This window comes from Nocardia sp. NPDC060255, assembly GCF_042727395.1.
GTDB lineage: Bacteria > Actinomycetota > Actinomycetes > Mycobacteriales > Mycobacteriaceae > Nocardia.
Genome location: NZ_JBHXAU010000044.1, coordinates 24,531 through 48,786 on the forward strand (window position 1 = coordinate 24,531; position 24,256 = coordinate 48,786).

Here is a 24,256-nt window from a genome sequence, read left to right on the forward strand (position 1 = left end):
TGATGCTTCCAACTTTGAACGGGCGAATGCAGACCCGGGTACTCGCGCTGAGCGTGATCGGGTTCTTCGTCGCGCTGATCATCACGCCGTTCCTGCCGACGGGATCGCTGAGTCTCGGGCAGGCCTACCGGGTCACCTTGTCAATCCTGCTCGCCACCGTTCTGGTCGGGGTGCTGTGGGAACTGCTCTACCATTTCTTGCAACAGTTCCGCTGGGAAAAGGATTGGCCGACACTGTTCGGCTTCCTCACCATGGTCAACGAGGGGGCGCTCATGTGGGTGCTCGTCCGATACACGACCGTGGTGTTGCCCGAGTCGCTACATCCATCGCTGACCGCGTTCTTGATTCAGTTCATCGTCACCTGGATTGTGTTCTGGCTCATCGTCAATGGGCCGATGCGGGTCGTGTTTCATCGGTGGCGTTTCCAAGGTGGCAGGTTCTTGTGAGTAGTCAGATCGAGGTTCTCCCCGGCGGCCACCTGGTGGCCGGTGCCGGCGGTGTAGTTGTGGTGGTCGCGCATCGAGGCGCCGGCGCGGTGACCACAGATTCGGTGGCGGCGCGGGCGCTGGCGGAGCTGCTCGGGATCGTGCGGCAAGCCGGGACGCAGGAGCCGCGGCGGCGCGGGCGGACGGTGGCGCGGTTGGCCACCAACTGGTTGATGGGGCTGGAGAACGGGGATGAAGACGAGGTCGAGTTCGGGGTGATCACGCCGGGAGACGGCGGGATCGCGGTGTTTTTGCACGGTGGGGTGACGGCGGTGCTGGCCGGGGTGGAGCGGTCGGAGATCCTGCGGGGGCGGGAGGCAGGGTTCACCGTTGACCGGGTGGTGACGCCCGCACCGGGAGTCGGGGCCGGGTTGTTCGTGGACGAGGTCGGGGCCGAGGTCGAGATGCTGCCCGCGCGTGGGGTTTTCGCATTGACGGAAGGGACAGCGCCGGGGGCAGGGGCGGTGCTGTGGTTCGATGCTGCCGGTCACGAGCCTCTCGCGGTGGATGTTCCGCGAGCTGCTTTCTCACCGCAGCCCGTGTCGGACGCCCAGCATGCGTTCGAGCCGTGGCGCGAGTCCGCGCCCAACGACGTGTTCGACCCGTCACGGATGTCCGGCCAGTCGCGCGGGTCCGACGGGTCAGGCGCGTCCGACCCGTCACGAGTGTCCGGCCCACGATACGTATCCGACCCGGAGCACACACCCAACCGGTCGTCGGTGTCCGAACCCCAACACATCTCTGACCCGCAGCGCGCGTCCGACCCGTCGGGCATGCCCGGACTCCAACAGGCATCCGACCTCCGACACCCGTCTGATCCGTCGACTGTGTCCGGGCCCCAAGACGTCTCACACCTACAGCGCGCGTCCGAGCCCCAATACCTGTCCGATCGGCAGCGCGACATCGCCAACCGGGAGCGCGTGCTCGAGCCCCGACACGGATCCGACCAGCAGAACGCAGCTGACCCGTCGGCTGTATCCGGATCCCAATTCATCTCTGACCCACAGCCCGCGTCCGACCTCTCGGCTGTCTCCGGACCCCAACACGCGTCCGACCCGCAGCAAGCGTCGAACCTCGCCGACTCCCCGCGCTCGTCCGAGCCCCCGCACGTGGCCGACCCGCAGCGCGTGCCGGATCTGTGGACGCAGGACGAATCGCTGGATGCGGCAACAGAGAACTACAGCACATCGGCGATACCGCGCGAGCCCGCCGTGCCGGACGATAGCGAGCTGCCAGTCGACCCCGATGTGTCGGAACATCTCGCAGCGGAACCGGCAAGCGTGCCAGGTTTCCCGAGCGCGGCGGTGCCCGTGACCGGGGAGCTCGAGGATGACTTGCCACGGCACGCAGTCGAGTCCGCCAGCGCGCCGTATGAAGGTTCAGCACCCGTGCGCGTGACGCCGCTGCGCGGGCCGGCGACTCCGCCGGGTCCGCACTACTCGTATGGCGTTGTGGATGCGGAGCGGTCGAGCGACGAGTCGTCGCCGCTGAGCGTGCCGCCCCGTCCGAAGGACTCCGCCGGTGCGAATCCTGAGTGGCCGAGCCAAGAGTCGCCTGCCATGAGTCCGGCACTGCCTCATGTGGCTATGCCGCCGAATCTGAGCAAGCCCGCGAGCACGGGGCAAACGGAGGATCGTGGGCAGGCGTACGGCGGTGAGCAACCCGGGCATGATTCCGGCGCACACGGGGAGGTGCGGGACCGTCTCAGCGAGGTGGATTTCCAAGAGACCATGATCTCTGCGGAGAGCTTGGTTGCGCGGGTTCTGGACAGTGCCGCTATTCCCGAGGCGGCCGCGCAGGGTGCGGTGGTCAAGGGGTTCAAGTGTGCGCGTGATCATCTCAACGATCCGCGGGTGTCGTTCTGTGCGGTCTGCGGGATCCGGATGGATCAGCTGACCTGTGTGCTGACCGATGGTGTCCGGCCGCCGCTGGGCCTGCTGCTGCTCGATGACGGCACCTCGTTCGTCCTCGACAACGATTGCGTGCTCGGTCGCGAACCCGAACATGCGGAGGCCGTCGCGCGTGGCGCGCGACCCGTCCGCCTGGAGGACCTTTCCGGCGGAATGTCGCGCGCGCACGCCGAGATTCGCCTCATCGACTGGGACGTCACCGTCATCGACGGCGGCTCCACCAACGGCACCCACGTCCGCCAACCGGGCCACCAGGACTGGACCCGAGCCATCCCCGGCCACCCGATGAAACTGACCCCCGGCGCCCAGGTCCAACTCGGCGGCCGCGTAGTCACCTTCGACTCCCAACACGGTCAGCTGTAGCCGGCCGCCACCGACAACAGCTGCACCCTCTCTCGGGATCTGCACTCTCTCTAGGGCCCTATTGCCAGTGCGGATCCCGAGAGAGAGTGCCGATCTGGGCGTGGCGCAACCTGTGGTCGCGGTGCGATCAAGGTCATGGGGAATTGGTGCAGGTATCGCGCGAGAGGCCAACAGCACCAGTTCCGCATGATCTTGGAATGACTCGAATCCGTGACACACGCAATGGGTTTCGGGCTCGGTAGTCCGTAGCGAAAGGTGTGCGCAAGAATCTGTGCGGATATTTGGTGGGTAGTCGAATAGCGGGTTTGATCGGGTTGTATTCTCTGGGCGGTGTTTCCCCAGTTGTCGCCATTGGAGTTGATCATTCTGGGTGTGTTTCTACTTGGGTTATGAATTCCAGAAATGGTTCGCGTGGGGTCGGCCGCCGCTCGGCACTGCTCCGATTTGCAATGGTTTTATTGGCGGCGATCGGTACCGCGGTTGTCGCGGTCGCTCCGGGTGTTTCCGCCGCACCGGGCGACGTCACGTGTCCGACCAAGCCGAAGCCGACGGGCAAAGTGCTGCAAGGGTATTGGGAGAACTGGGACGGTGCGTCCAATGGTGTGCACCCGGGCATGGGCTGGATCCCGATCACCGACTCCCGCATCGCCGCGCACGGCCACAACGTCATCAACGCGGCGTTCCCGGTCATCGAATCGGATGGCACCGCCCGCTGGGAGGACGGGATGGATGCGACGGTGAAGGTCGCGACTCCCGAGGAGATGTGCCAGGCCAAGGCGGCCGGTTCCACCATCTTGATGTCCATCGGCGGCGCCGCGGCAGGCATCGACCTCAACTCCAGTGCCGTCGCCGACCGCTTCATCGCGACCATCGTGCCGATCCTGAAGAAGTACAACTTCGATGGCATCGACATCGATCTGGAAACCGGTCTCGTCGGTAGCGGCAACATCAAAACCCTGTCGACCTCTCAGGCCAATCTGGTGCGCATCATCGATGGCGTTCTCGCTCAGATGCCCGCCGGTTTCGGCCTGACCATGGCACCCGAAACCGCCTACGTCACCGGCGGTAGCGTCACCTACGGTTCGATCTGGGGCGCCTACCTGCCGATCATCAAGAAGTACGCCGACAACGGCCGCCTGTGGTGGCTCAACATGCAGTACTACAACGGCAGCATGTACGGCTGCGCGGGCGACTCGTATCAGGCCGGCACGGTCCAGGGCTTCATTGCTCAAACCGACTGCCTGGCAAAGGGGCTCATCGTTCAGGGCACCACGATAACCGTGCCCTATGACAAGCAAGCCCCGGGCCTTCCGGCTCAGTCCGGTGCGGGCGGTGGCTATATGGCACCGAACCTGGTCGCCCAGGCCTGGAACCATTACGGCACCGGCGCGAGCAATTCACTGAAGGGCCTGATGACCTGGTCCATCAACTGGGATGGCTCCCGTAACTGGACCTTCGGCAACAACGTCAAGTCCCTGCAGGGTCGTTAGCCCGCTGGGCGGGGAGTCAGGGCGTCGATGACCAGATCGAGGGCGCGACGGTATCCCTCGATGTCGACCCCTGGCTCCCATGCCTGCTGGAGAACAAAGCCTTGGATGAGCGCGAGAGCGAGCCGGGTGATCGCGTCGGCGTCGGCATGCCGAGTCACCGTGCCTGCGGCCTGCCCGCTCCGGATCGCCTCGAGAGCCAGGGCGCGTTGGCCGATGCCGTCGCCGACGATGGACCGCAGTCGATCGTCGACCAGCGATTCCGCCCAGACCAGCACGCTGACTCGACGGCGGTGCTGCTCGGCGGGGTCGGTGAGCCAGTAAGCAACACGCCACCCATTGCTGTCAGCCCGGGCGGGGTTCAGGCGGGGTGGAAGGCGGCGGGGCCTACTTCTTTGGGGTCGAGGATGTGGGTTAGGAAGAGGCGGGTGGTGGGGGTGGGGGTTCGGGTGGTGATGGCGTGCCAGGGGCGGTCTAGGGGGGTGCCGGTGACGGGGAGGATGTGGAGGGTGCCGGATTCCAGGTCTTGGGAGACGGCGTCGCTGTGGATGAGGGTGACGCCCAGGCCTTCTCGGGCCGCGGCGAGGACGGCGCCGTGGCTGCCGAGGGTGAGGGTGGGTGGGGTGATGTCGAGTTGGTCGAGTAGGGCGAGGGTGGCGTCTCGGGTGCCGGAGCCGCGGCCGCGCAGGAGCCAGGTGGCGTGCAGGGGGTCGTGGTGGGTGGCGCCTACGACGATGAGGTTGCTGGGGCGGCGGGCGCGTACGACGAGGCCGGCGTTGCGGGGTGGGCGGCCCGCGATGACGAGATCTGTTTCGTGGTGCTGTAATTCGAGGAACAGGACGTCGCGGGGGTGCACGGACAGACTGAGTTCGATGTCGGGGTAGCGGTTGCGGAAGGCGGCGAGGGGGCGCAGCAGGACGTATTCGCCCGCGGTGGCGACGACGCCGATGCGTAGTCGGCCGGTTTCGGCCTGCTGAACGGCGGCGTGCGCTTCTTTCATCAGACCGAGGATGCTGCGGCAGTATTCGGCGTAGATGCGGCCCGCCTCGGTGAGTGTGATGCCGCGGCCGGATTTGGCGATGAGCTTGGCGCCGAGCTGTTTTTCGATGTGCGCGACGGCGGCGGAGACGGCGGCCTCGGTGATGTGTAGTTGGGTGGCGGCGCGGCGGATGCTGCTGAGGCGGGCGACCACCAGGAATGTTTCCATTCTGGCCGCACTGACCGCTCCCATCTGCCGACGGTAGCAAACGATCGACGGTGACTCTGGTGCCAACGGAATTGATGGCTCCGGGGGAGGGGCGCGGGGGTGGTGATCTGTGGAAACATCGATCTGGTCGAGGTCAACCCGACGGCGGTGCGTGACTCCCCTTCCGCGCCGCGCACGAACACCCCGGGACGGTGCGCGTCCCGGGGTGTTCGGAGCGGGTTCCGGAAGTTTTCCGTCGCCCGCGGCTCTTCCTACCCTTTCCGGGCTCGCGTGAAACCTGACTATTCCGTTGAGCTTTCGCAGGAACAATCAAATTGTTTGTTGTCGGCGCTGCCGTCATCCTGGAATTCGTAAGGCGCACAACCGGTAACGGGCGACTGCCAGGAGGAACTGTGGCTGAGGAAACCGAGCGGGACCGGTGGGATCCGGGTGTTCAATCGTATGCGTCGATGGGATATTACGCGCCGGACTATCAGCCGTCGGATACCGATGTGCTCGCCGTTTTCCGGGTGACCCCGCAGCCCGGCGTGGATCCGATCGAGGCGTCGGCGGCGGTGGCGGGTGAATCGTCCACGGCGACATGGACGGTGGTGTGGACCGACCGGCTGACAGCGCACTCGAAGTACCAGGCCAAGTGCTACCGGGTCGATGAGGTGCCGGGGCGGCCCGGCGAGTATTTCGCATATGTCGCTTACGATCTCGACCTGTTCGAGGAGGGCTCCATCACCAACCTGACGTCCTCGGTGATCGGCAACGTGTTCGGTTTCAAGCCGCTGCTGGCGCTGCGCCTGGAGGACATGCGGATTCCGGTGGCGTACGTGAAGACGTTCCAAGGCCCACCGCACGGCACGGTGATGGAACGCGAATATCTGAACAAATACGGCCGCCCGCTGCTCGGCGCTACGGTGAAGCCGAAACTCGGTCTGTCGGCGCGTAATTACGGCCGGGTGATCTATGAGGCATGCAAGGGCGGGCTGGATTTCACCAAGGACGACGAGAACATCAACTCGCAGCCGTTCATGCGGTGGCGTGATCGTTACCTGTTCGCCATGGAGGGCGTCAACCGCGCCATGGCCGAGACCGGTGAGATCAAGGGCCACTATCTGAATGTCACCGCGGCGTCGATGGAGGACATGTACGAGCGGGCCGAGTTCGCCAAGGAACTGGGCAGTGTCGTCATCATGATCGACCTGACCGTGGGATACACGGCGATGCAGTCGATGTCGCACTGGGCGCGGCGCAACGGACTGCTGCTGCATCTGCACCGGGCCGGGCATTCCACCTTCACCAGGCAGAAGACGCACGGGGTGAGCTTCCGGGTGCTGGCCAAGTGGTGCAGGCTGATCGGGGTCGACCATCTGCACGCGGGCACGGTGGTCGGCAAGCTCGAGGGCGACCCGGCGACGACACGCGGCTTCTATGACACGTTGCGGGACAACCACATTCCCGCGAACCCCGGCAACGGCATCTTCTTCGATCAGGACTGGGCGAGCCTGCCCGGAGTGATGCCGGTGGCCTCCGGTGGCATCCACGCGGGCCAGATGCACCAGCTGCTGGACCTTTTCGGCGATGATGTGATCCTGCAGTTCGGTGGCGGCACCATCGGGCATCCACTGGGGATCGCGGCGGGTGCCGAGGCCAACCGGGTGGCACTGGAGGCAGTCGTGAAGGCCCGCAACGAAGGTCGCGATCTGCTCAAAGAAGGCCCGGACGTGTTGCGTAAGGCCGCCGAGATCTGCCGTCCGCTCGAGGTCGCGCTGGCGACCTGGGGCGATGTCACCTTCGACTACACCTCCACCGACGCACCGGATGCGGTGCCGACGGCCACTCGCTGAAACCGCTGGGAGCCCAACTCATGTACCTGCGTCACGGAACGTTTTCGTATCTGCCGGAATTCACCGACGCGGAGATCGCCGCCCAGGTGCGCTACGCGCTGCTCAACAGCTGGCCGGTGTCGATCGAATACACCGACGACCCCCATCCGCGCAACGCGTACTGGGAGATGTGGGGCCTGCCGCTGTTCGATCTGGACGAGCCCGACGGTGTGCTCGCCGAGATCAATGCCTGCCGTTCGACTTTCCCGCGCCACTATGTGCGGGTGCTGGCCTACGACGCCCGCTTCGGCAGGCAGACCACGGCGCTGAGCTTCCTGGTGCAGCGCCCGGCCGACGAACCGGGCTTCCTGCTGACCCGCCTGGAAGGACCGGATCGTCAGCAGAAGTACGGCCTGCGCTCCTACGCCACCGACGACCGCCAGGGACAGCGGTATGGCGGCTGAAGCCAACGGTTTCCGGCTACACCGTCCCAGCACCGGCGACGGCAGGCCGGTGCGCGCCGAGGCTGCCGAGCCGGACGAGCCCGAGATCCTGGATGACGATGCGGTACTGGATCTTTCGACCGACATCGCGGGCAACGACGTCGAGGACACGTTGCGCAGGCTCGACGCCGAACTCGTCGGGCTGGCCAACGTCAAACGCCGGGTACGCGAGATCGCGGCCCTGCTGCTGATCGACCGGGCCCGGCAACGTTTCGGCCTGAGCTCCTCGCGGCCCACCATGCACATGAGCTTCACCGGCGGTCCCGGCACCGGCAAAACCACCGTCGCATTGCGGATGGCCGAAATGCTGCACGCACTGGGCTATATCCGGAAACCCAAGGTACACACCGTCACCCGCGACGACCTGGTCGGCCAGTTCATCGGCCACACCGCCCCGAAAACCAAGGAGGCGCTGGCCAAAGCGGCCGGTGGGGTGCTGTTCATCGACGAGGCGTACTACCTGTTCCGCCCGGAGAACGAGCGGGACTACGGTCAGGAGGTCATCGAAATCCTGTTGCAGGAGATGGAAAGTGAACGCGCCAGCCTGGTGGTGATCTTCGCCGGCTACCCGGACCGGATGGAACGGTTCTTCTCGGCCAATCCCGGCCTGTCCTCGCGGGTGGGCCATCACCTGGAGTTCGCCGACTACACCCACGCCGAGCTGATGGGGATCGCCGAACTGATGGTGGCGCGGGAGAACTTTCACTTCGACGCGCCCGCGCAATCCGCCTTCGCCGAGTATGTGGCACTGCGGATGACCCGGCCCCGGTTCTCCAACGCGCGCAGCGTCCGTAATGCGCTGGACCGGTGCCGGTTACGGCAGGCCAAGCGGCTGGTGGAGCTGCACCGGCCGCTGACCAAGACCGACCTGATCACGCTGACCGACCGGGATGTCTACGGCAGCAGCGTCTTCACCGACAGCACCGAACCGCAGGACGGCCCGAGCGCGCGGGCCCCAGCGTGACGAGATCGAGATCGAGGCGCCCATGCCAGAGGGACTGAAGACGCTCACCCGGTACACGATCGAGGAGGAGCATCGGCACCCCGGCTCGTCCGGTGAGTTCTCCGCGTTGCTGAATGTCGTTGCCACCGCGACGAAAATGATCGCCAACCAGGTGACCCGGGGTGCCATCGTCGGATCTTTGGGCGCTGCCGAGCCGGACAACCTACCGCCGACGGTGCATCGCAAGCTCGACGCCATCGCCAACGACATCATGGTGGGTGAGACCCAATGGACGGGGCATCTGGCCGCGTTGGTGTCGGAGCAGATGCCGACCATCCACCCCGTGCCCGACGCGCACCGGCGCGGCAAGTATCTGCTGGCCTTCGATCCCCTCGACGGTTCCTCCAATATCGATGTAAACCTGCCTGTCGGAACGATTTTCAGTGTGCTGCGGGCCGCGGAGCGAGAGCACGGCTCGCCGACCGCCGATGACTTCCTGCAACCCGGTGTGCGTCAGGTCTGTGCCGGGTTCACCCTCTACGGCCCGGCGACCATGCTGGTGATCACCACCGGCAGCGGTGTCGACGGGTTCACCCTCGACCGCGAGATCGGCGCGTTCGTGCTGACCCATCCGCGGATGCGCATCCCCGAGGACACCTCCGGGTTCGCGATCAACGCCGCCAACGAGCGGTTCTGGGAGCGGCCGGTGCGCCGGTATGTGCACGAGTGCCTCGACGGCGTGGAGGGCCCGCGCGGGCGCGATTTCAACATGCGCTGGGTGGCGTCGCTGGTCGCGGACACCTTCCACATCCTGACCAGGGGCGGGGTGTATCTGTATCCGCACGACAATCGCCCGCCGGTGCGCCCCGGCCGGGTGTCGTTGCTCTACGGGGCCAATCCGATCGCGTTCATCGTCGAGCAGGCCGGCGGGTGGGCGACCACGGGCGGCGAGCGGGTGCTGGAGGTGCCGCCCGAGCAGGTGCACCACCAGGTGCCGTTGATCTTCGGGTCGCGCAACGAGGTCGAACGGATCGAGCGCTATCACAGCGAACCCGACGACGGGCATGTGTTCGACAGCTCATTGTTCGGGTCGCGGTCGCTGTTTCGTCCGGCGCCGCACTGAAATCTGTTGTCCGGCAATCGAGGAGGTGTCATGTCGGTCAAGCATCCCGTCGTCGCGATCACCGGATCATCCGGTGCGGGAACGACCAGCGTCACCCGGACCTTTCAGGAGATATTCCGTCGTGAGGGCATCAATGCCGTTGTGGTGGAGGGTGATTCGTTTCATCGCTATGACCGCAACGAGATGAAGACGGCGATGGCCGAGGCCGAACAGCGCCGCAATCTGACCTTCTCGCATTTCGGGGAGGAGGCGAATCTGCTCAAAGAGCTGGAGACGTTGTTCCGCGATTACGGCGAGACCGGGGTCGGGTCGGTGCGCAAGTATCTGCACGACGAGCTCGAGGCCAAGCCGCACGGGCAGCCCGCGGGCACGTTCACGCCGTGGGCGGATCTGGCGCCCGGTAGCGATCTGCTGTTCTACGAGGGTTTGCACGGTGCCGCCGTCACCGACAGCGTGAATGTCGCGCAGTACGCGGACCTCCTGGTCGGGGTGGTGCCGATCGTGAATCTGGAATGGATTCAGAAGGTGATCCGGGACAAGACCGAGCGCGGATATTCGAGCGAGGCGGTGATCGATACGATCCTGCGGCGGATGCCCGACTACGTGAAATACATCTGCCCGCAGTTCTCGCATACCTACGTCAACTTTCAACGCGTGCCCACGGTGGACACCTCGAACCCGTTCATCGCCCGCAGCATCCCCACCGCCGATGAGAGCTTCGTCGTCATCCGCTTCGCCGACCCGAAGGTCATCGACTTCCCCTACCTGCTGTCGATGCTGCACGACTCGTTCATGTCCCGCCCCAACTGCATCGTGGTGCCCGGCGGCAAGATGGAACTGGCCATGCAACTGATCTTCACTCCGCTGATCCTGCGTCTCATGGACAAGCGCCCCAAGCGCTCTCGCTGACCACTCGCCGGGCCCGGATCCGCCGACGTCGGTGCGCGGCGCCGAGGCAGATGCCACTCGGAAGTTTCTGCGTTACCCTCGAACCGACCCTATTCAACGAGTTGCATATGCGAGGTGCCGTGATGACTACGTTCCGCGAGGCCGTCGAAGCCAGAGACACCGAGGCGGTCGAGGCGCTGCTCGCCGACAACGTCGTGTTCACCAGCCCGGTCGCGTTCAAGCCCTACCCCGGCAAGGCGCTCACCGCCGCCATCCTGCGTGGCGTGCTGCGCGTCTTCGAGGACTTCCACTACCTGCGCGAGATCGCCAACCCCGACGGCCGCGACCACGCGCTGATCTTCGAGGCGAAGGTCGGTGGCAAGACCGTCAACGGCTGCGACTTCCTGCACTACGACGACAACGGCAAGATCGACAGCTTCACCGTCATGATCCGCCCGCTCTCGGCCGCCCAAGCCCTCTCCGAAGCCATGGCCGCCCAGTTCCCGCGCATCCAAGAGGAAGCCATGGCCGCCGTCCAGGCCCAGTCGGCCTCCTGAGCAGGCGTGGGCGGCGCGGCGGCGACGTCGGTTGCCCGGCACCCGATCCCGGTAACTATGTGCCGGTTCGAGGGTGGTCTGTCCAGAACTGATGGAGGTCCTCGGCGTGCGCGCCCGCGTAGCGCTGCAACTCGCGGAGCACGCGTATCTCGAGGGGCGTGAGGTCGGGGTGCCACACGTCGACGACGAGCACTATCCGATCGCCGTCGCCGTAATTCCAGGCCTGGTGTTCGAAGGAGTCGTCGAACAGCAGGCACCGGCCTTCCGCCCAGCGCCGCGTCGTCCCGCCCACCTCGATCGCGCAATCACCGGCGGGCACCCGGAGCGGCAGATGACACCGTAGCCGCAGGTTGGTCGGTCCGCGGTGGCCGCCGATCCGGGTGCCGGGGGCCAGGCGAGAGCAGTAGGTCAGGCCTTCGAAGGTGTCGACGATCGGCAATTGGTCCAGCACTCGCATCGTTGCCGGCAGCTTCGCGCAGTTGTCCTGGCGCCGGACCCCGCGCGCGTAGAGAAAGATCACGTCCCAGCGGCCGGATCGATCGATCGCCTCGGCCTCGGGGTGGAATGCGTTGCCCGGCAACGCCGTAACCTCGGCACGGATGGTTTCGAAGTTCTCCTCGAGCAACGCCAGGCCGGGAACAACTGCCGGATCAGGCCAAGGCTCCGCTCGCAGACCGGGCAGTACTCGGCGCCGCGGGTCGTCGCGCTCGTCGAAGAAACTGTCGAGATATCCGTCGATTCGTGCGCGCTCCGCCGCGCTCATCACCGGTCTCGCACCAGCGCGAGACCGTCGGCGAGTGCCACGACAATCCCGGTCCGCAATGTCGCGACGGCAGTGCCGGGAACGTACTCGTGTGCGCACGCCACCGCGGAAACGTGCGTGGTGTGCACCGTACGGCCGTCGGTCAGCTCGACAATGATCCCGATCAGACCGAACATTCGATGCGCCTGCCGCACGTCGGCGGCAGTTGCCTTGGCCGCCAACACTGTTCGGTCGGCGTCGGAGTGCTCGGGCCAATAGGAGCCCGCCCCTTGCGCTCGTTGCTCGCGCCTTGCTCGGTCCATGTCGGCGAGGAATGCGGAGACCAGCCGCGGGGCGGCTGCGAACTGCTTGAGATACAGCTCGTCCAAACCCTCGTCCGGCTCGAGCGAGATCCGCTCCTGCAGCAGAATCGGACCGCTGTCGAACTCGGCGGTGAGCTCGTGCACGGTGACGCCGCGCGTGTCGGGCGCGTCGTTGATCAGATACGGCAGCGGATTCGGACCGCGCCCCGCAGGCAGCAGGCTGGGATGGACGTTCACGGCGTAGGGCACCGACATCCGCTCGATCGGGACGCGGTACAGGTAGGCGGCGACCACGAGCAGGTCCGCACCGATGTCGTTGACCTGGTGGATAATTCGATCAGTGGGCCGCCCGAAGACGACCGGGATGCCGTGCCGGTGCGCGATTCGGGTGACGTTACCGACCGGGCCGGTCGGCTCGCTGGTCAGACAGAGGACCACGTCGACTCGCGGATCCTGGACGAGCATATCCAGGCAGGACGAAAAGAAGTCGTGACCGGCATAGACGACGCGCACCCGCGGTACCCCCCTCGCTTCAATGAACCGCCGACCGGTGCAGGTAGCGGGTGAACGCCTCGACGATGCCGACCACGCAGTCCTGGGGCAGCCATGCCCAGCTGAAGTGCGGGTTGACTTCGAGAATTCGAGGAACAGACCGGTCGATCATATAGTCCACCGCAAAGAAGTTGAGGCCGAACGCAGTACTGATCCGCCGCAGGATGTCGTGGTCGATCCGATCCGGCACCACCACGGCCTGTGCGATCTGCTCGGGCCGGTACTGAATGTCCACGACGACAGCTTCGGCCGCCGTCGGCAACTCGACCGTGCATGTCTCGCCACTGAAATAGAAGGTGCGATGTTCTGCCTCGACGACAATCCGGCGTTGCACCAACATCGGCACCCGCTCGCCACCGCGCATCTCGCCGAGCGACTCCTCGGTGAGTAATTGCGCGAAAAAGGATTCCTGCCGGGAAATAGCTCGGCTCTCACTCGCGTGTTTGATTATCGTGCCGGGACGCAAACGCTGCGGGTCGCTCACCAGCCGTGTTTCGATGAGGTGGTCGGGCAGGTGAGTGGCGAGCTTGGCGAGCTGAACGGCCTTGTTCGACCACCGGCGCTGCAGCTCCGGCCGATCGATGACGGGGTACTCGGCGCCGATCCAGAACTCCAGAAACAGGATTGCCGTCTCGACTTGGCGATGCAGGAACCGCAGTTCGGTGTCGTCCTCGACGATGTGTGCCGCGAGGACATCGAGACTTCCTGGGCTGTACCAGATTCCGGCCGCGGACACTGGAAGCGACCCCGTTAGATCGACGCGGACCCGCCCGTCGGCGAAGCGCACGTCGAGATGCTCGATCAGGACCCCGATATCGATGTACGGCAGCACCACGCCCGACGAAGTCAGCGACACCCAATCCGGTCGAGTGATGTCGGAGCCGATGAACAACGGCTCCGACGGTGCCACCTAGTTGCCCTTTGCCTTGGCTTCGGTCGGATTGACCCGGCTCAGCGATAGCACGCCTGTTTTCATTGACGACCTCCCGGTTCGACGTACCCAGCTCGATGGTAGGTGACCTGACATTGCCTAGACAACCCTGTCCGCCACAACGAAAAACTCATATGGCACAAGGTCTTCGTCGAAAATTTGATAAAGTCGGCGCCCCTGACCGGCAAAGTGGTCGGAGTCGCAGAAGAACAGCTCCATGCGATGCACAGCGAGTCCGGCCTCACGCATTACCCGGCGCAGATGCAGCGGGGTATAGAAAACTTGCCGCACACCCTGTTCCTCCTCGAAACAGGTCGATGTCGGTAGGTCGATGTTCGCCAGCTTTCCCGGATGTCGCTCCAGGGTGGCGATCTCCAATGCGCAATAGATCGTCGGGAAAAAGCCGACCAGTCGTCCGCCTTGTCGCAACGTATCGGCGCACGCGCGCAGCATGGCCCGATTCTCCCGATCACTGTCGGAAAGGATCGAATTGACGATCACGACCGCGTCGAAATTTCCGAGTGCGGCAACATCGATGGTGTTGTGCCGGCGATAGCTGACCCGGGGGTGGCTGAAGGTTGCCTCGGCCTGTTCGATCGCCTCGGCGACGAAGTCGGTGCAGACGATTTCGGAGTCGGCGGGTAATCGCTCGGCCAGCGCCTGCGGCAAATGTGTGGCAGCGCCGCAGCCCGGCACCAGAACCCGTAACGAGCCACGGGTGGCGAGCGCATCGAGGATCCGATCCTGCACGCCGGGGTCCTCGGTCATGCTGAACACTTGGTCGCGGCGCTCGCCGGCATAGACCTCGCGCCAGTGCCGGTGCCGTTCCGCGGCCGACATCGCGGCGGCCTCGTCGATCAGCCACTTGGTCTCGGCGGACTCAGGATTCATCGACATAGGGACCCGCAGCGTCGAGACGAAGCACCTCGGGGGCAGTGATGGCCTCGACCACATGGTGGTCGTAGTAGGCGATGGTCGCGGTTTCGTATGACTCCGACATCGCGGTCCGCCAGAGATGGACCAGGCGCGGGTTGCGCAACCAGCGCCCGGTGAAATAGTCGAGCACCGACTGCAAGAATTCCTTGCGTGCCGGATCGTGATATCGGTCGGCGGTGGTCTTCTGATAGAGCACCTGCTCGAAAAGGTCGAAGATGCGCAGTGCGATGGCACGCTCCTTGAGCAGCAACTCCTCCCGCCGTGCGTCGCTGAGCGGGCCGAGCGCGACCGCCAGCGACCTGGACACCTCGTCGTAATTGCTCGGCAACTCGAACAGATGCGACAGCTCCCAATTCGCCATTCGCAGATCGCTGAGCGTTTGGAAGTGGCCGTAGAGTTGCACGACCGTTTCGGTGGCCAGGGTCTCGTGGTGGGCATGGACCGCGCGTAGCGCGCCGTAGACAGAGATGAGAACGGCGACGCATGCCGTGAGGAATCCGCCGATGGCGACGATCGTGGAAATGCCCACTGGGTGGCCTATCTGTGCACGTCAGCGATGTTCGAAGGACGCCAGATCAGCAGTTCGGCAACGGATTCATAGCCCATCCGGTGGTAAATCGCCTGACCGGATGTCGTCGCCTGCAAGGTGGCCGGCAGCGCCGGGTCGGCGAGCGTCGCCGCCCACGCCAAAGCGGTGCCGTAACCCCGCCCCCGAACCTGTGGCAGCGTCGCGATATTGAACACCGCGAGCAGCCCGGCATCGATGAACGCGGTGGAACAGGAGACCGGCCGGTCGTCGACCCGGCCGACGAACAGCCGGAGCCGATCATCGCCGAGGATCCGTTCGTCGAAAAGTTTGTCCGGGGCGTAGGGCTGGAAGTCGGACAACGGGAAGCCGTCGACGAATACCTGCTCGAACTCGTGGAGCGACCCGCCGTCGGTGACTTCGGCGATGCTCAGCTCGCTCGGCGGCGTGGGCGCGGCGCCACCGGCCGGGCGATACATCGCGGGCAAGCGGTCGTCGAGGAAGAAGTCGTGCGGCGCGAAATTCACCTCGGCGAAAAACGAGTTGATGCTGAACTGTCGCGGTGCCGGTGAGCCGAAGAACTTCAGCGACCGTTCGGCGGTCACGGCGGCTTCCGCCGCGGTCAGTGGGCGTAACAGCGTCACGTTGTTCATCAGGGACCCCGGACGTTCACCATCGGTGACCGCGACATCGACGTCGTCCCAGCGGTCACGGCGGCGCCCCATCGCCCGAATCGGAAAATCCCAGTACTGCGCCATATTCGCGGCGAACAGCGCGGGTAGGTCCTCGACGTTCGTCAGCACGAACCGCCCTCTCGAAGTGGAGAATGTCGGATTCGGCAATCGTACCGACGGGTGCTCCCGGACCGCTGGTTTATGACGCCCGCGAGTTGTCGCCGACGAGCTGAAAATCGAGTGGTTCGGTTGTCGTGCAATCGAGTTCGGCGCTCGGTCAGTCGGGGAGGAGGGGGACGGACAAGCCCTCGCCGCGATGGAGCAGGGCGGCGCGGGTGACCGCGGCGGAACCGAAGCGCTGGCGGAGGTCGTCGAGGGTGGCGTCGAGGGTGTTGGTGGCGCGGGCCTCGAAGGGGAGTGAAAGCTGGAACGGGTCTGCGTCAGTGAGATTGGTGAGGGCGAGGCCGATCAGGGTGAGGCCGCGTTCCTGGATCATCGGCATGGCGGTGGCCAGTAGCGATCTCGCGGCGCACAGCAGGGTCTCGGTGTGGTCGGTGGCTTCGGGCAGGGTGTGTGAGCGGGTGGCGCGGGTGAAATCGTCGAAGCGCATGCGCAGCACCAGGGTTCGGCAGATGCGGTCGGCGGCGCGCAGGCGGCGGCCGAGGCGGTCGGTGAGGCCGTGCAGGTAGGCCTCGATTTCGTCGGGCGGGTGGGGTTGACGGCCGAGGGCGCGTTGGGCGCCGATGGAGCGGCGGCGCACGCCGGTTTCGACGCGGCGGGGATCGCGGGCCCAGGACAGGGCGTAGAGGTGGCGGGCGGCGCCGGCGCCGAGCAGGGCGCGCAGCGGGCTTTCGCCGAGGTCGGCGAGTTGGCCGACCCGGGTGATGCCGTGTTCGTGCAGCGTGCGGGCGGTGACTTCGCCTACGCCCCACAGTCTTTCGATGGGGAGCGGGTGCAGGAAGTCCAACTCGGCGTCGGGTGGGACGACACGTAGGCCGTCGGGTTTGGCGACGGCGCTGGCAACCTTCGCGAGGAATTTGGTGCGGGCGATGCCCACCGAGATCGGCAGGCCGACCCGGTCACGCACCTGGCTGCGTAAGCGTTCGGCGATGCCGATCGGCTCGCCCGCGATGCGCCGCAGCCCACCGACATCGAGAAACGCCTCATCGATCGACACACCCTCGACCACCGGCGTGGTGTCGTGAAAGACCTCGAACACCGCCTTGCTCGCCTCCGCATACGCCGACATCCGCGGCGGCACCACGATCGCGTGCGGGCACAGTCGCCGCGCCTGCCCACCGTTCATCGGCGTGCGCACCCCGAACGCCTTCGCCTCATAGCTGGCCGCGAGCACCACACCGCCGCCCACGATGACGGGCTTGCCGCGCAGCCGGGGATTGTCGCGCTGCTCGACCGAGGCATAGAAGGAGTCGAGATCGGCGTGCAGGATCGAGGCCTCGGCCCGCGCGACGATCCGCGGGCGGGAGGCGGGTGCGTCGGACACGAACATATGTTCGCATGGCCCACCGACAAGCGGAACCCTGGTCATCGCCGAAAACATCCAAATCTACGGCTTGGCTACGTAGCAATTCGGACTAACCGGTACGCTGGCCCGACAGCAGGGCACGTTTTTGGATGAGGGAGTCGGTACTGTGCGCGGATTTGGAGACCTGGAGGCGGTGATCATGGACCGCATCTGGGATCGGGACGCAGAGGACACCACGGTGCGCGAAATCTTTGACGAACTGTCCGCACAGCGCGACATCGCCTACACCACCGTCATGTCCACCATGGACAACCTGCACCGCAAGGGCTGGCTGGCGCGCGAGCGTTCCGGCAAGGCCTACAAGTACTGGCCCACCCTGACCCGCGAGGAGCACAGTGCCCGGCTGATGCTCGAGGCACTCGGCGCGGGCGGGCGCTCCGATCTGGTGCTCAGCCATTTCGTCGACCGGATCAGCGCCGAGGAATCGGCCGGATTGCGGGCCGCGCTGCGCAGGCTCACCGCCCGCAAAACCCCCGACGCACCGCCGGGTGACGCCACATGACGCTGGCGATCGCGTTGATGTTGTACGGCGCCACGGTGGCCACACTCGGGCCGCCGGTGCTGCGCAGGCTCACCCGGCGGGGCAACGCGCCACGGCTCGGCATCATCGCCTGGGTCGTCGCGATCGTCGGCACGCTCGGCGCGTGGGCCGCGGCGGCGACCATGCTCACCGTCGAATTCGCCACCTACTGGGGACATCCGCACGACGCGTTGCGGGCCTGCTTCGCGATCATGTGGAACCCGATCCACGACGGCAGCGGCGCGACCCAGGCGGTCACCTTCGCGGTCGGCGCGTTGGTGGCGGCGTGCACGATGGCGGTGGTGGCGCGGGCAGTGTCGGTGGTGCGGGAGATGCGCAGGCGCACCCACGCGCATGCGAAAGCGGTGCGGCTGGTCGGGCGCCGGGTGCCCGGGCTGGGCGCGCTGGTGCTGGATTCGCCGGAGCGACAAGCCTATTGCGTGCCGGGGCGGCCCGACACGATCGTGGTGACCAGTGCCGCACTGGATGCGTTGGCGCCGGATCAGCTGGCCGCGGTGCTGGCGCACGAACGCGCGCACCTGTCCGGCAGGCACGCGCCGTTGACCGCGGTGCTGCGCGCGATCGCCACCACGTTGCCGGGGTTGCGGTTGGTCACTGCCGGTACTGCCGAGATCACTCGGCTGCTGGAGATGTGTGCCGATGACAAGGCGGCCGACAAGCATGGCTCGGAGCCGTTGCTCGGTGGGTTGCTGGCGATCCTCGGTGTGTCGGAGGCGCTGCCCGAGGGGGCGATGGCTGCGGCGGGGACGGCGGTGCTGGCCCGGGCCGAGCGGCTGGTGGATCCGGTGAGCCGGATGCGGCGGGCGACGACCCGCACGGCGCTGCTCGGTGTGATCGCGGCGACGGTAACCGGATTGGCGTTCGTCGCCGCTACGGTAGCGTTCTGCAGCGCTGTGTTGGGCTGATGTTGTAGGGAGTGACCGTGCGCCTCACCTGGGATCAGGTTTTCGCGTGGCGATTGCGGCGACAGTATGTCGCCGAGCCCGCCGCGGGCGTGTCCGAGACCGTCGCCCGGTTGTGCGGTGTGCAGACGCAGGTCACCTCGGCCGCGGAAATGGCGGTGGCACTGCGTAGTTCGGCTCCTGCGGGCGGTGCCCTGGTCGGCGAACTCAACGACGGCACCTTGATCAAGACGTGGGCGATGCGCGGCACGTTACATGCGCTCACTCCGGATCTCGCTGCGGCCTGTCTTTCGCTGCTGGCCTCGGCCCGGACTTGGGAGAAACCGGCGTGGGAGCGCAACTTCGGTGCGTCACCGGCCGAGGTTGCGGCCTTGACGGAAGAGGTGCGCCGTGTGCTCGACAGTGCTGTGCTCACTCGCGAAGAACTGGTCGATGCACTCCTCGCCGACCCCACCTACCACCGGCTCGGTGAACAACTGCGTTCTGGTTGGGGCGCGCTGCTCAAACCTCTTGCCTGGCAAGGGGTGATCTGTCATGGCCCGGCTCAGGGCACCAAGATCACGTTCGCTGATCCGGCCCAGCTGATCAAGGGCTGGCCTGGTCTGCCGGAACCCGATGTCGCCGCCCCGCAGGCGATTACCGCCTATCTCGGGGCCTACGGTCCCGCGACGCCGGAGACGTTCGACGCCTGGCTCAGCCGCGGCAGTCTACGCAAAACCACCCTGCGCCGGTGGTTTTCGGAACTGGGGGACACCCTCACCGAGGTCGAGGTCGACGGCCGCCCCGGTTACGTACTCACCGAACACCTCGACGACCTCGCCGCCACAAAACCCAGCACCTCGATCCACCTCCTCGGCGCCTTCGACCAGTACATCCTGGGCCCCGGCACCGCCGACACCGCCCTACTACCCGGCGATCACCGCGCAAAGGTCAGCCGCACCGCAGGCTGGATCTCGCCGATCGTCGTCGCTGCCGGCCGCATCGTCGGCACGTGGGAACTCGCCGACAGCGCAGTAGCTGTCTCCATGTTCGACGGTGCGCCGCTGCCGAAGAAAGGTCTGGCCGCAGCAGTCGACCACCTCAGCGCGATCCTCGGTCGAGACACCCTGCCATTCCACGCCGTGTAACCGCGTTCCGTACGAATGGCCTGCGAACTGCCGGTCAAACCGGTGTCGGCCGCCCACAGTCCCAATCGAGCAGAGTCGAATGGTCGCCAGTTGATCTCCAACAGCAACCATTCGACTCGACTCGATTGGGAAAATCTCGAGAACAGCACCACAGCCAGTCCTCCCGCACCCAACTTGCACCTCTATTACCCAGGCCGCGGTAGAGCAGGCCGGGTACCCCACCTGACGTGCCCAGCACTACTCCGGTCATCTGATGAACCAGTCGAAAACCTCGAGGACAGCACACCACCGGAGTTCTCTGTGCGTATACCAACCCGGGCCAGTACACGAAGAGACCCTCGGAAAGGTGGACTTATCCGGGCAAGTGCTTCTTAGGGATTCCAGGCGATGACCTGTTCATTGAGCTGAAGACCTGATCCCATGTTTTCTTGTGAGTAGTGCTGGGCGCGTCGTGTGCCGTACCCGGCTTTAGGTGCGCGTCAGGTGCGTGATGTTGCGTTCCCGAGGTGGTCACCTGGCTGTGGTGGCGTTTCGAGAGCTCGAAAACCAGCGAATCTCGGCTCCCGGGGTGGTGAAGCTACCGTCGCGCCCCCGCTGTGTCAGCCTCACACCCAGTACAGGCGGTGTTCGGCTGACACAGTGGGTGTACGGATGGGTTCTCGCGTGGCGATCTGGCCGCGGTTGCGTCCCAGGCGCTTTGGACAAGGGCGAGTGGGCGGTGATCGGGCCCTGCGCGGGATCCCGTGGTGGTCGAGCTACCGGCGTACACCTGCTGTGTCAGCCCCACACCCGGTAAAGGCGGTGTTCGGCTGACGCAGTGGGTGTACGGATGGGTTTTCACGTGGCGATCGGGCCATGGCTGCGGCCCGAGAGCTCCGGTGTGATGAAACCTGTTGGTGTGGACGGTGTTCTACAGAGGGCGCATACCCCTCGTGGTGAAACCGGTGGTGCGGAGGGGGTTTCACAGAGGAGGCGTACCCCTCACAGGGTGTCTAGTCGTTGTGAAGGGTAGGCACGCTCTGTGGGTCGGTGTGGGCGGGCTGTGGAGGGGGCGATCGGCGCCACCGGTGGCGGGTTTGATCGGGATCGGCGCCCTCCTCGGGATCTGCACTCGCTCTCGGGATCGGCACTCGGAATAGGGCCCTAGAGTCGGTGCGGGGCCCGAGAGAGAGTGCAGATTCAGTGCCGCGCTCGGCGGTGGAGGGTGGGGTCAGTTCGGGATTCTGGTCGGGGTTGGCTCGCGCGGATTGGCTGCGGATGGCGGGGTGGTCGAATTTGGTTGGGGGGTAGGGGCGGATGGCATTTTGGCGGCCAAGCCGATCAGGCCGGCGAGGACTGCTATGGCGGCGGTGACGTACCAGCCGCGGTGGAAGGCGTCGAGGGTTGTTTGGGGGTCGGTGGGGGTGCCGAGGACTGCGACGAACAAGGCGACGCCTAGGGCCAGGCCGATTTGGCGGGCCATGCTCAGGACGGCGGAGCCGGTGGCGAAGCGTTGGGGTGGAAGGGCGCTGGTGCCTGCGGCGAAGGAGGTGGGCAGGCTGAGGCCGACGCCTAGTCCGCTGACGAGCATGCCGCCGAGGAGTCCGCCTGCGTAGTCGGGGCGCAGGGTGATTGCTTGGGCCCACCACAGCATGCCTGCGGCGAATGTGAGTCCGCCTGCGGCGATGACGGGGCCCGCGCCGATGCGGGCGATGAGTTTGCCTGCCAGGATCGCGACGATCGGCACGACGAGGGGGCCGGGGGCGATGGCGAGGCCGGTGCGCAGCGCCGACCAGCCCCAGGCGTTCTGTGTCCACAGCACCGAGGACAGCAGCATGGCGCCGAAGGCCATGTTGAAGAAGATCGAGTTGCCTGCCATGAGCGCGAAATTGGGGGCGCGCAACAGGGTCGGGTCGACGACGGGACTGTGGTGGCGGGCCGAGGAGACGACGAAGGCGATCGCGAGCAGTGCGGCGGCGGCGAAGGTGAGCAGAACTGCGGCCGAGGACCATCCCCAGTCTTCGCCTTTGACCAGTGCGAGGATGAAGGCGCCGATGGTGCCGACGAGCAGCAGCGCGCCGAACAGGTCCGGCAACCGCCCGCCGTCACCGGCCGGGTTGGGCAGCAACCGCAGCCCGAGCACGATGGCGATGATGCCCAGCGGAACGTTCACCAGAAACACCCAGCGCCAACCGAATTCGACCAGCACCCCGCCGAGCACCGGACCCAGCGCGGCGCCGAGCCCGCCGAAGGCCACCCACAACCGCACCGCGATAGCTCGCCGTTCCGGTGCGGTCGCGGCGAGCACCAACCCCAGCGAGGTGGGGATCAGCATCGCGGCGCCGATGGCCTGCAACACCCGGAACCCGACCAGCGACCCCACATCCCACGCGGTGGCACACAGCCCGGACCCGATCACGAACACGGTGAGCCCGATCAGGAAGGTGGTCCGGTTGCTGCCCCGATCACCGAGGCGTCCGGCGGGCACCAGCAGCGCGGCGAACACGATGGCGTAAGCGTTGAGCACCCACGACAATCCGGCGATGTCGGCGCCGCCGAAATCGACGGCCATGTCGGGCAACGCGACGTTGACGATGAACAGGTCCAGGCTCGACAGCAGCACGCCGATCGAGACGATGGCGAACACGATCCGTGAATCGGCCCGCGCGCGGGGGATGGCAGTGAAAGTCATGACGGTCTCTCCGATTCAGCCGAGCACACGGCGGGTTTGCCTGGCGGAGGCCAATATCCGGCCGTCTCGGTGCCAGAGGTCGATGTCGTCGACGGACCAGCCGCCGCCGGTGGAGGCATTGGTGGTGCGCACCAGCACCGGTTGCGGTGTGGTGTCGAGCTGATCGGTGTGCAGGTGCATCGACAGCGCGACGGTCGGCACCGCGACGGGCACGGTAAGGGTGGGGAAGAACGCGGGCGGGAGCGCGTCGGCCAGGATCGCCAGCGTCGCCGCGTCGATGGACATCCCGGGCACGATCGAGATCCAGGCACACATCATGGATTCGGCGGCACCGGTCAGCGGCAGCGGACCCGCCGCCGGCCGGATCTCGAAATGTGCCGCCGCCGGGACGATTTCGGGCGGCAGCGCGAACGTGCGGCAGTGCTCGGGCGCAGGCACCTCGGGTGCGAGGATCCCGGCGTACTCGGCGACACCGGTCGCGATGGTGCGACCGAAGGTCACCGACGCCGCGGCGATCACTCCCGCGCCCTGAAACGCCTGTACGTCGACAACCGCGGTGCTACGGCCAACCGAGTGCACCGTGGCCCGAAAGGTGAACGCCCCCTCGCTCGGTCGCCCGAGAAACCGCTGATCCATCGCCCGCACCGGCAACTCGCTCCCGCCCGCCCGCCGGGCCACCTCGACGAGCATCGCGGCGATCACCCCGCCGTGCGGTCCGGTCCAGCCGCGCCACGATTTGTCCACGTACGCCTGCCAGAGCTGGTAATCGGTCTCGGCGATCGCGAACACGTCGCTGACCGACCGCCCAGTGAGTTGCTTCATGCAACGAACCATAGGGTAGTGAGTTCTATGAAGCAACCGACTATGCTGTGCGGTATGCGCAGGACGAGCTTCGAAGACATGAACTGCTCGCTGGCCCAATGTCTCGAGGTGGTCGGCGAGTGGTGGACGCTGCTGATCGTGCGCGACGCCTTACTCGGCGTAACCCGCTTCGACGACTTCCGCGACCGCCTCGGCATCGCCCGCAACGTCCTCACCCAGCGCCTCGAGCACCTGATCGAGCACGACATCCTGACCCGAGAGCCCTACCAGGACAACCCCGTCCGCCACGACTACCGCCTCACCCCCAAGGGCCACTCCCTGTGGCTGGTCGTCACCGCCATGCGCCAGTGGGGCGACGACTGGGCCGCCCCAGCCGGCCCACCCCTGGAGCTCATCCACCAGACCTGCGGCCACACCGCGGTAATCGAGCCGGTCTGCTCACACTGCGGCGACCCCGTCACCCGTCCCGACCTCCAAGCCGTCCTAGGCCCCGGCGCCCGCACCCCAGCCCTACTCCCGGTCCCCACGCACTAGACGAGGATCCGCCATCGTCCCCCAGGCGACCCATCCGGCAGACGACTCGCTGGTGGGAGTGTCAGATTAACGGTGGATCTGCCCTGGCATCGGTTAGTTACTACTCGGCGTGATGCGGCCTTCGAAGGTGATAGCGAAGGCGTTCAAGG

Annotated in this window: 24 protein-coding genes; 13 read left to right on the forward strand and 11 right to left on the reverse strand. The window is 66.1% G+C overall.

Going from position 1 to position 24,256, the window contains the following annotated elements:
* Positions 1 to 2: 2 nt before the first annotated feature.
* The 3 genes from ACFWF1_RS42590 (at position 3) to ACFWF1_RS42600 (ending at position 4,248) form a co-directional block, all read left to right on the forward strand.
* The gene (locus ACFWF1_RS42590; RefSeq protein WP_379288735.1) at positions 3 to 446 is read left to right on the forward strand and encodes a hypothetical protein; all 444 of its coding nucleotides are present in this window, start codon (positions 3 to 5) and stop codon (positions 444 to 446) included.
* The gene (locus ACFWF1_RS42595) at positions 443 to 2,758 is read left to right on the forward strand and encodes an FHA domain-containing protein (RefSeq protein WP_379288737.1); all 2,316 of its coding nucleotides are present in this window, start codon (positions 443 to 445) and stop codon (positions 2,756 to 2,758) included. The genes ACFWF1_RS42590 and ACFWF1_RS42595 overlap by 4 nt, the downstream gene beginning before the upstream one ends.
* A gap of 305 nt (positions 2,759 to 3,063) precedes the next feature.
* Positions 3,064 to 4,248 carry a chitinase gene (locus tag ACFWF1_RS42600; protein WP_379322280.1) on the forward strand — a complete coding sequence of 395 codons (1,185 nt, stop codon included), beginning with the start codon at positions 3,064 to 3,066 and terminating at the stop codon, positions 4,246 to 4,248.
* On the opposite strand, the gene ACFWF1_RS42605 is transcribed toward ACFWF1_RS42600, so the two are convergent.
* Together ACFWF1_RS42605 and ACFWF1_RS42610 are read right to left on the reverse strand one after the other, a co-directional pair.
* Positions 4,245 to 4,712, reverse strand: coding sequence for a TetR family transcriptional regulator C-terminal domain-containing protein (locus ACFWF1_RS42605; protein WP_379288789.1), 468 nt, complete (start codon positions 4,710 to 4,712; stop codon positions 4,245 to 4,247). The genes ACFWF1_RS42600 and ACFWF1_RS42605 overlap by 4 nt on opposite strands.
* Positions 4,607 to 5,476, reverse strand: a complete 870-nt coding sequence (locus tag ACFWF1_RS42610) for a LysR family transcriptional regulator (protein WP_379288741.1) — start codon at positions 5,474 to 5,476, stop codon at positions 4,607 to 4,609. Before ACFWF1_RS42610 ends, ACFWF1_RS42605 begins: the two co-directional genes overlap by 106 nt.
* A gap of 368 nt (positions 5,477 to 5,844) precedes the next feature.
* Here ACFWF1_RS42610 and ACFWF1_RS42615 point away from each other — a divergent pair, with 368 nt between their 5' ends.
* The 6 genes from ACFWF1_RS42615 (at position 5,845) to ACFWF1_RS42640 (ending at position 11,280) form a co-directional block, all read left to right on the forward strand.
* A complete protein-coding gene (locus ACFWF1_RS42615; RefSeq protein ID WP_379288743.1) occupies positions 5,845 to 7,287 on the forward strand; it encodes a form I ribulose bisphosphate carboxylase large subunit in 1,443 nt (480 codons plus the stop codon).
* A gap of 20 nt (positions 7,288 to 7,307) precedes the next feature.
* Positions 7,308 to 7,730 carry a ribulose bisphosphate carboxylase small subunit gene (locus ACFWF1_RS42620; protein ID WP_357388778.1) on the forward strand — a complete coding sequence of 141 codons (423 nt, stop codon included), beginning with the start codon at positions 7,308 to 7,310 and terminating at the stop codon, positions 7,728 to 7,730.
* Positions 7,720 to 8,733 carry an AAA family ATPase gene (locus ACFWF1_RS42625; protein ID WP_379288744.1) on the forward strand — a complete coding sequence of 338 codons (1,014 nt, stop codon included), beginning with the start codon at positions 7,720 to 7,722 and terminating at the stop codon, positions 8,731 to 8,733. The genes ACFWF1_RS42620 and ACFWF1_RS42625 overlap by 11 nt, the downstream gene beginning before the upstream one ends.
* Before the next feature lie 22 nt (positions 8,734 to 8,755).
* Positions 8,756 to 9,835 carry a class 1 fructose-bisphosphatase gene (locus ACFWF1_RS42630; protein WP_379288746.1) on the forward strand — a complete coding sequence of 360 codons (1,080 nt, stop codon included), beginning with the start codon at positions 8,756 to 8,758 and terminating at the stop codon, positions 9,833 to 9,835.
* 30 nt (positions 9,836 to 9,865) lie between these two features.
* Positions 9,866 to 10,744: a phosphoribulokinase gene (locus tag ACFWF1_RS42635; RefSeq protein ID WP_379288748.1), complete on the forward strand. Its 879-nt coding sequence runs from the start codon at positions 9,866 to 9,868 to the stop codon at positions 10,742 to 10,744.
* A gap of 122 nt (positions 10,745 to 10,866) precedes the next feature.
* Positions 10,867 to 11,280: a nuclear transport factor 2 family protein gene (locus ACFWF1_RS42640; RefSeq protein ID WP_379288750.1), complete on the forward strand. Its 414-nt coding sequence runs from the start codon at positions 10,867 to 10,869 to the stop codon at positions 11,278 to 11,280.
* Positions 11,281 to 11,335: 55 nt separating this feature from the next.
* Here ACFWF1_RS42640 and ACFWF1_RS42645 read toward each other — a convergent pair whose 3' ends face one another.
* The 7 genes from ACFWF1_RS42645 to dinB form a co-directional block, all read right to left on the reverse strand.
* A complete protein-coding gene (locus ACFWF1_RS42645; protein WP_379288752.1) occupies positions 11,336 to 12,043 on the reverse strand; it encodes an aspartyl/asparaginyl beta-hydroxylase domain-containing protein in 708 nt (235 codons plus the stop codon).
* Positions 12,043 to 12,858: a methionyl-tRNA formyltransferase gene (locus ACFWF1_RS42650; protein WP_379288754.1), complete on the reverse strand. Its 816-nt coding sequence runs from the start codon at positions 12,856 to 12,858 to the stop codon at positions 12,043 to 12,045. Before ACFWF1_RS42650 ends, ACFWF1_RS42645 begins: the two co-directional genes overlap by 1 nt.
* Before the next feature lie 19 nt (positions 12,859 to 12,877).
* Complete coding sequence (locus ACFWF1_RS42655) at positions 12,878 to 13,807, reverse strand: hypothetical protein (RefSeq protein ID WP_379288756.1); 930 nt, start codon at positions 13,805 to 13,807, stop codon at positions 12,878 to 12,880.
* 120 nt (positions 13,808 to 13,927) lie between these two features.
* The gene (locus tag ACFWF1_RS42660; RefSeq protein WP_379288757.1) at positions 13,928 to 14,719 is read right to left on the reverse strand and encodes a class I SAM-dependent methyltransferase; all 792 of its coding nucleotides are present in this window, start codon (positions 14,717 to 14,719) and stop codon (positions 13,928 to 13,930) included.
* Entirely contained in the window at positions 14,709 to 15,293 is a 585-nt protein-coding gene (locus ACFWF1_RS42665; RefSeq protein WP_379288759.1) for a hypothetical protein, read from the reverse strand. The genes ACFWF1_RS42660 and ACFWF1_RS42665 overlap by 11 nt, the downstream gene beginning before the upstream one ends.
* 8 nt (positions 15,294 to 15,301) lie before the next feature.
* Positions 15,302 to 16,093 (reverse strand): GNAT family N-acetyltransferase, encoded by a 792-nt coding sequence (locus ACFWF1_RS42670; protein ID WP_379288761.1) that lies wholly within the window; start codon positions 16,091 to 16,093, stop codon positions 15,302 to 15,304.
* A 148-nt stretch (positions 16,094 to 16,241) separates the two neighbouring features.
* Positions 16,242 to 17,474 carry a DNA polymerase IV gene (dinB, locus tag ACFWF1_RS42675; RefSeq protein ID WP_379288790.1) on the reverse strand — a complete coding sequence of 411 codons (1,233 nt, stop codon included), beginning with the start codon at positions 17,472 to 17,474 and terminating at the stop codon, positions 16,242 to 16,244.
* Between the two features lie 142 nt (positions 17,475 to 17,616).
* Here dinB and ACFWF1_RS42680 point away from each other — a divergent pair, with 142 nt between their 5' ends.
* The 3 genes from ACFWF1_RS42680 to ACFWF1_RS42690 are packed head-to-tail and all read left to right on the forward strand — an operon-like array spanning position 17,617 to position 20,080.
* Complete coding sequence (locus ACFWF1_RS42680; protein WP_379288763.1) at positions 17,617 to 18,012, forward strand: BlaI/MecI/CopY family transcriptional regulator; 396 nt, start codon at positions 17,617 to 17,619, stop codon at positions 18,010 to 18,012.
* On the forward strand, positions 18,009 to 18,956 hold the full coding sequence (locus tag ACFWF1_RS42685) for a M56 family metallopeptidase (protein WP_379288765.1): 948 nt from the start codon (positions 18,009 to 18,011) through the stop codon (positions 18,954 to 18,956). The genes ACFWF1_RS42680 and ACFWF1_RS42685 overlap by 4 nt, the downstream gene beginning before the upstream one ends.
* An 11-nt stretch (positions 18,957 to 18,967) precedes the next feature.
* Complete coding sequence (locus ACFWF1_RS42690; protein WP_379288767.1) at positions 18,968 to 20,080, forward strand: winged helix DNA-binding domain-containing protein; 1,113 nt, start codon at positions 18,968 to 18,970, stop codon at positions 20,078 to 20,080.
* A 1,210-nt stretch (positions 20,081 to 21,290) separates the two neighbouring features.
* Here the strand turns inward: ACFWF1_RS42690 and ACFWF1_RS42695 are convergent.
* Positions 21,291 to 22,751 carry an MFS transporter gene (locus ACFWF1_RS42695; protein ID WP_379288769.1) on the reverse strand — a complete coding sequence of 487 codons (1,461 nt, stop codon included), beginning with the start codon at positions 22,749 to 22,751 and terminating at the stop codon, positions 21,291 to 21,293.
* A 15-nt stretch (positions 22,752 to 22,766) separates the two neighbouring features.
* The gene (locus tag ACFWF1_RS42700; protein WP_379288771.1) at positions 22,767 to 23,573 is read right to left on the reverse strand and encodes an acyl-CoA thioesterase; all 807 of its coding nucleotides are present in this window, start codon (positions 23,571 to 23,573) and stop codon (positions 22,767 to 22,769) included.
* Between the two features lie 54 nt (positions 23,574 to 23,627).
* Between ACFWF1_RS42700 and ACFWF1_RS42705 the strand changes: the two genes are divergently transcribed.
* Positions 23,628 to 24,107: a winged helix-turn-helix transcriptional regulator gene (locus tag ACFWF1_RS42705; protein ID WP_379288773.1), complete on the forward strand. Its 480-nt coding sequence runs from the start codon at positions 23,628 to 23,630 to the stop codon at positions 24,105 to 24,107.
* The last annotated feature ends 149 nt before the right edge of the window (positions 24,108 to 24,256 follow it).

Bases quoted from the DNA above. Each gene is read 5' to 3' on its own strand.
- ACFWF1_RS42590 (WP_379288735.1), top strand. From the start codon at position 3: ATGCTTCCAACTTTGAACGGGCGAATGCAGACCCGGGTACTCGCGCTG.
- ACFWF1_RS42610 (WP_379288741.1), bottom strand. From the start codon at position 5,476: ATGGGAGCGGTCAGTGCGGCCAGAATGGAAACATTCCTGGTGGTCGCC.
- ACFWF1_RS42620 (WP_357388778.1), top strand. From the start codon at position 7,308: ATGTACCTGCGTCACGGAACGTTTTCGTATCTGCCGGAATTCACCGAC.
- ACFWF1_RS42625 (WP_379288744.1), top strand. From the start codon at position 7,720: ATGGCGGCTGAAGCCAACGGTTTCCGGCTACACCGTCCCAGCACCGGC.
- ACFWF1_RS42630 (WP_379288746.1), top strand. From the start codon at position 8,756: ATGCCAGAGGGACTGAAGACGCTCACCCGGTACACGATCGAGGAGGAG.
- ACFWF1_RS42635 (WP_379288748.1), top strand. From the start codon at position 9,866: ATGTCGGTCAAGCATCCCGTCGTCGCGATCACCGGATCATCCGGTGCG.
- ACFWF1_RS42640 (WP_379288750.1), top strand. From the start codon at position 10,867: ATGACTACGTTCCGCGAGGCCGTCGAAGCCAGAGACACCGAGGCGGTC.
- ACFWF1_RS42645 (WP_379288752.1), bottom strand. From the start codon at position 12,043: ATGAGCGCGGCGGAGCGCGCACGAATCGACGGATATCTCGACAGTTTC.
- ACFWF1_RS42660 (WP_379288757.1), bottom strand. From the start codon at position 14,719: ATGAATCCTGAGTCCGCCGAGACCAAGTGGCTGATCGACGAGGCCGCC.
- dinB (WP_379288790.1), bottom strand. From the start codon at position 17,474: ATGTTCGTGTCCGACGCACCCGCCTCCCGCCCGCGGATCGTCGCGCGG.
- ACFWF1_RS42685 (WP_379288765.1), top strand. From the start codon at position 18,009: ATGACGCTGGCGATCGCGTTGATGTTGTACGGCGCCACGGTGGCCACA.
- ACFWF1_RS42695 (WP_379288769.1), bottom strand. From the start codon at position 22,751: ATGACTTTCACTGCCATCCCCCGCGCGCGGGCCGATTCACGGATCGTG.
- ACFWF1_RS42700 (WP_379288771.1), bottom strand. From the start codon at position 23,573: ATGAAGCAACTCACTGGGCGGTCGGTCAGCGACGTGTTCGCGATCGCC.
- ACFWF1_RS42705 (WP_379288773.1), top strand. From the start codon at position 23,628: ATGCGCAGGACGAGCTTCGAAGACATGAACTGCTCGCTGGCCCAATGT.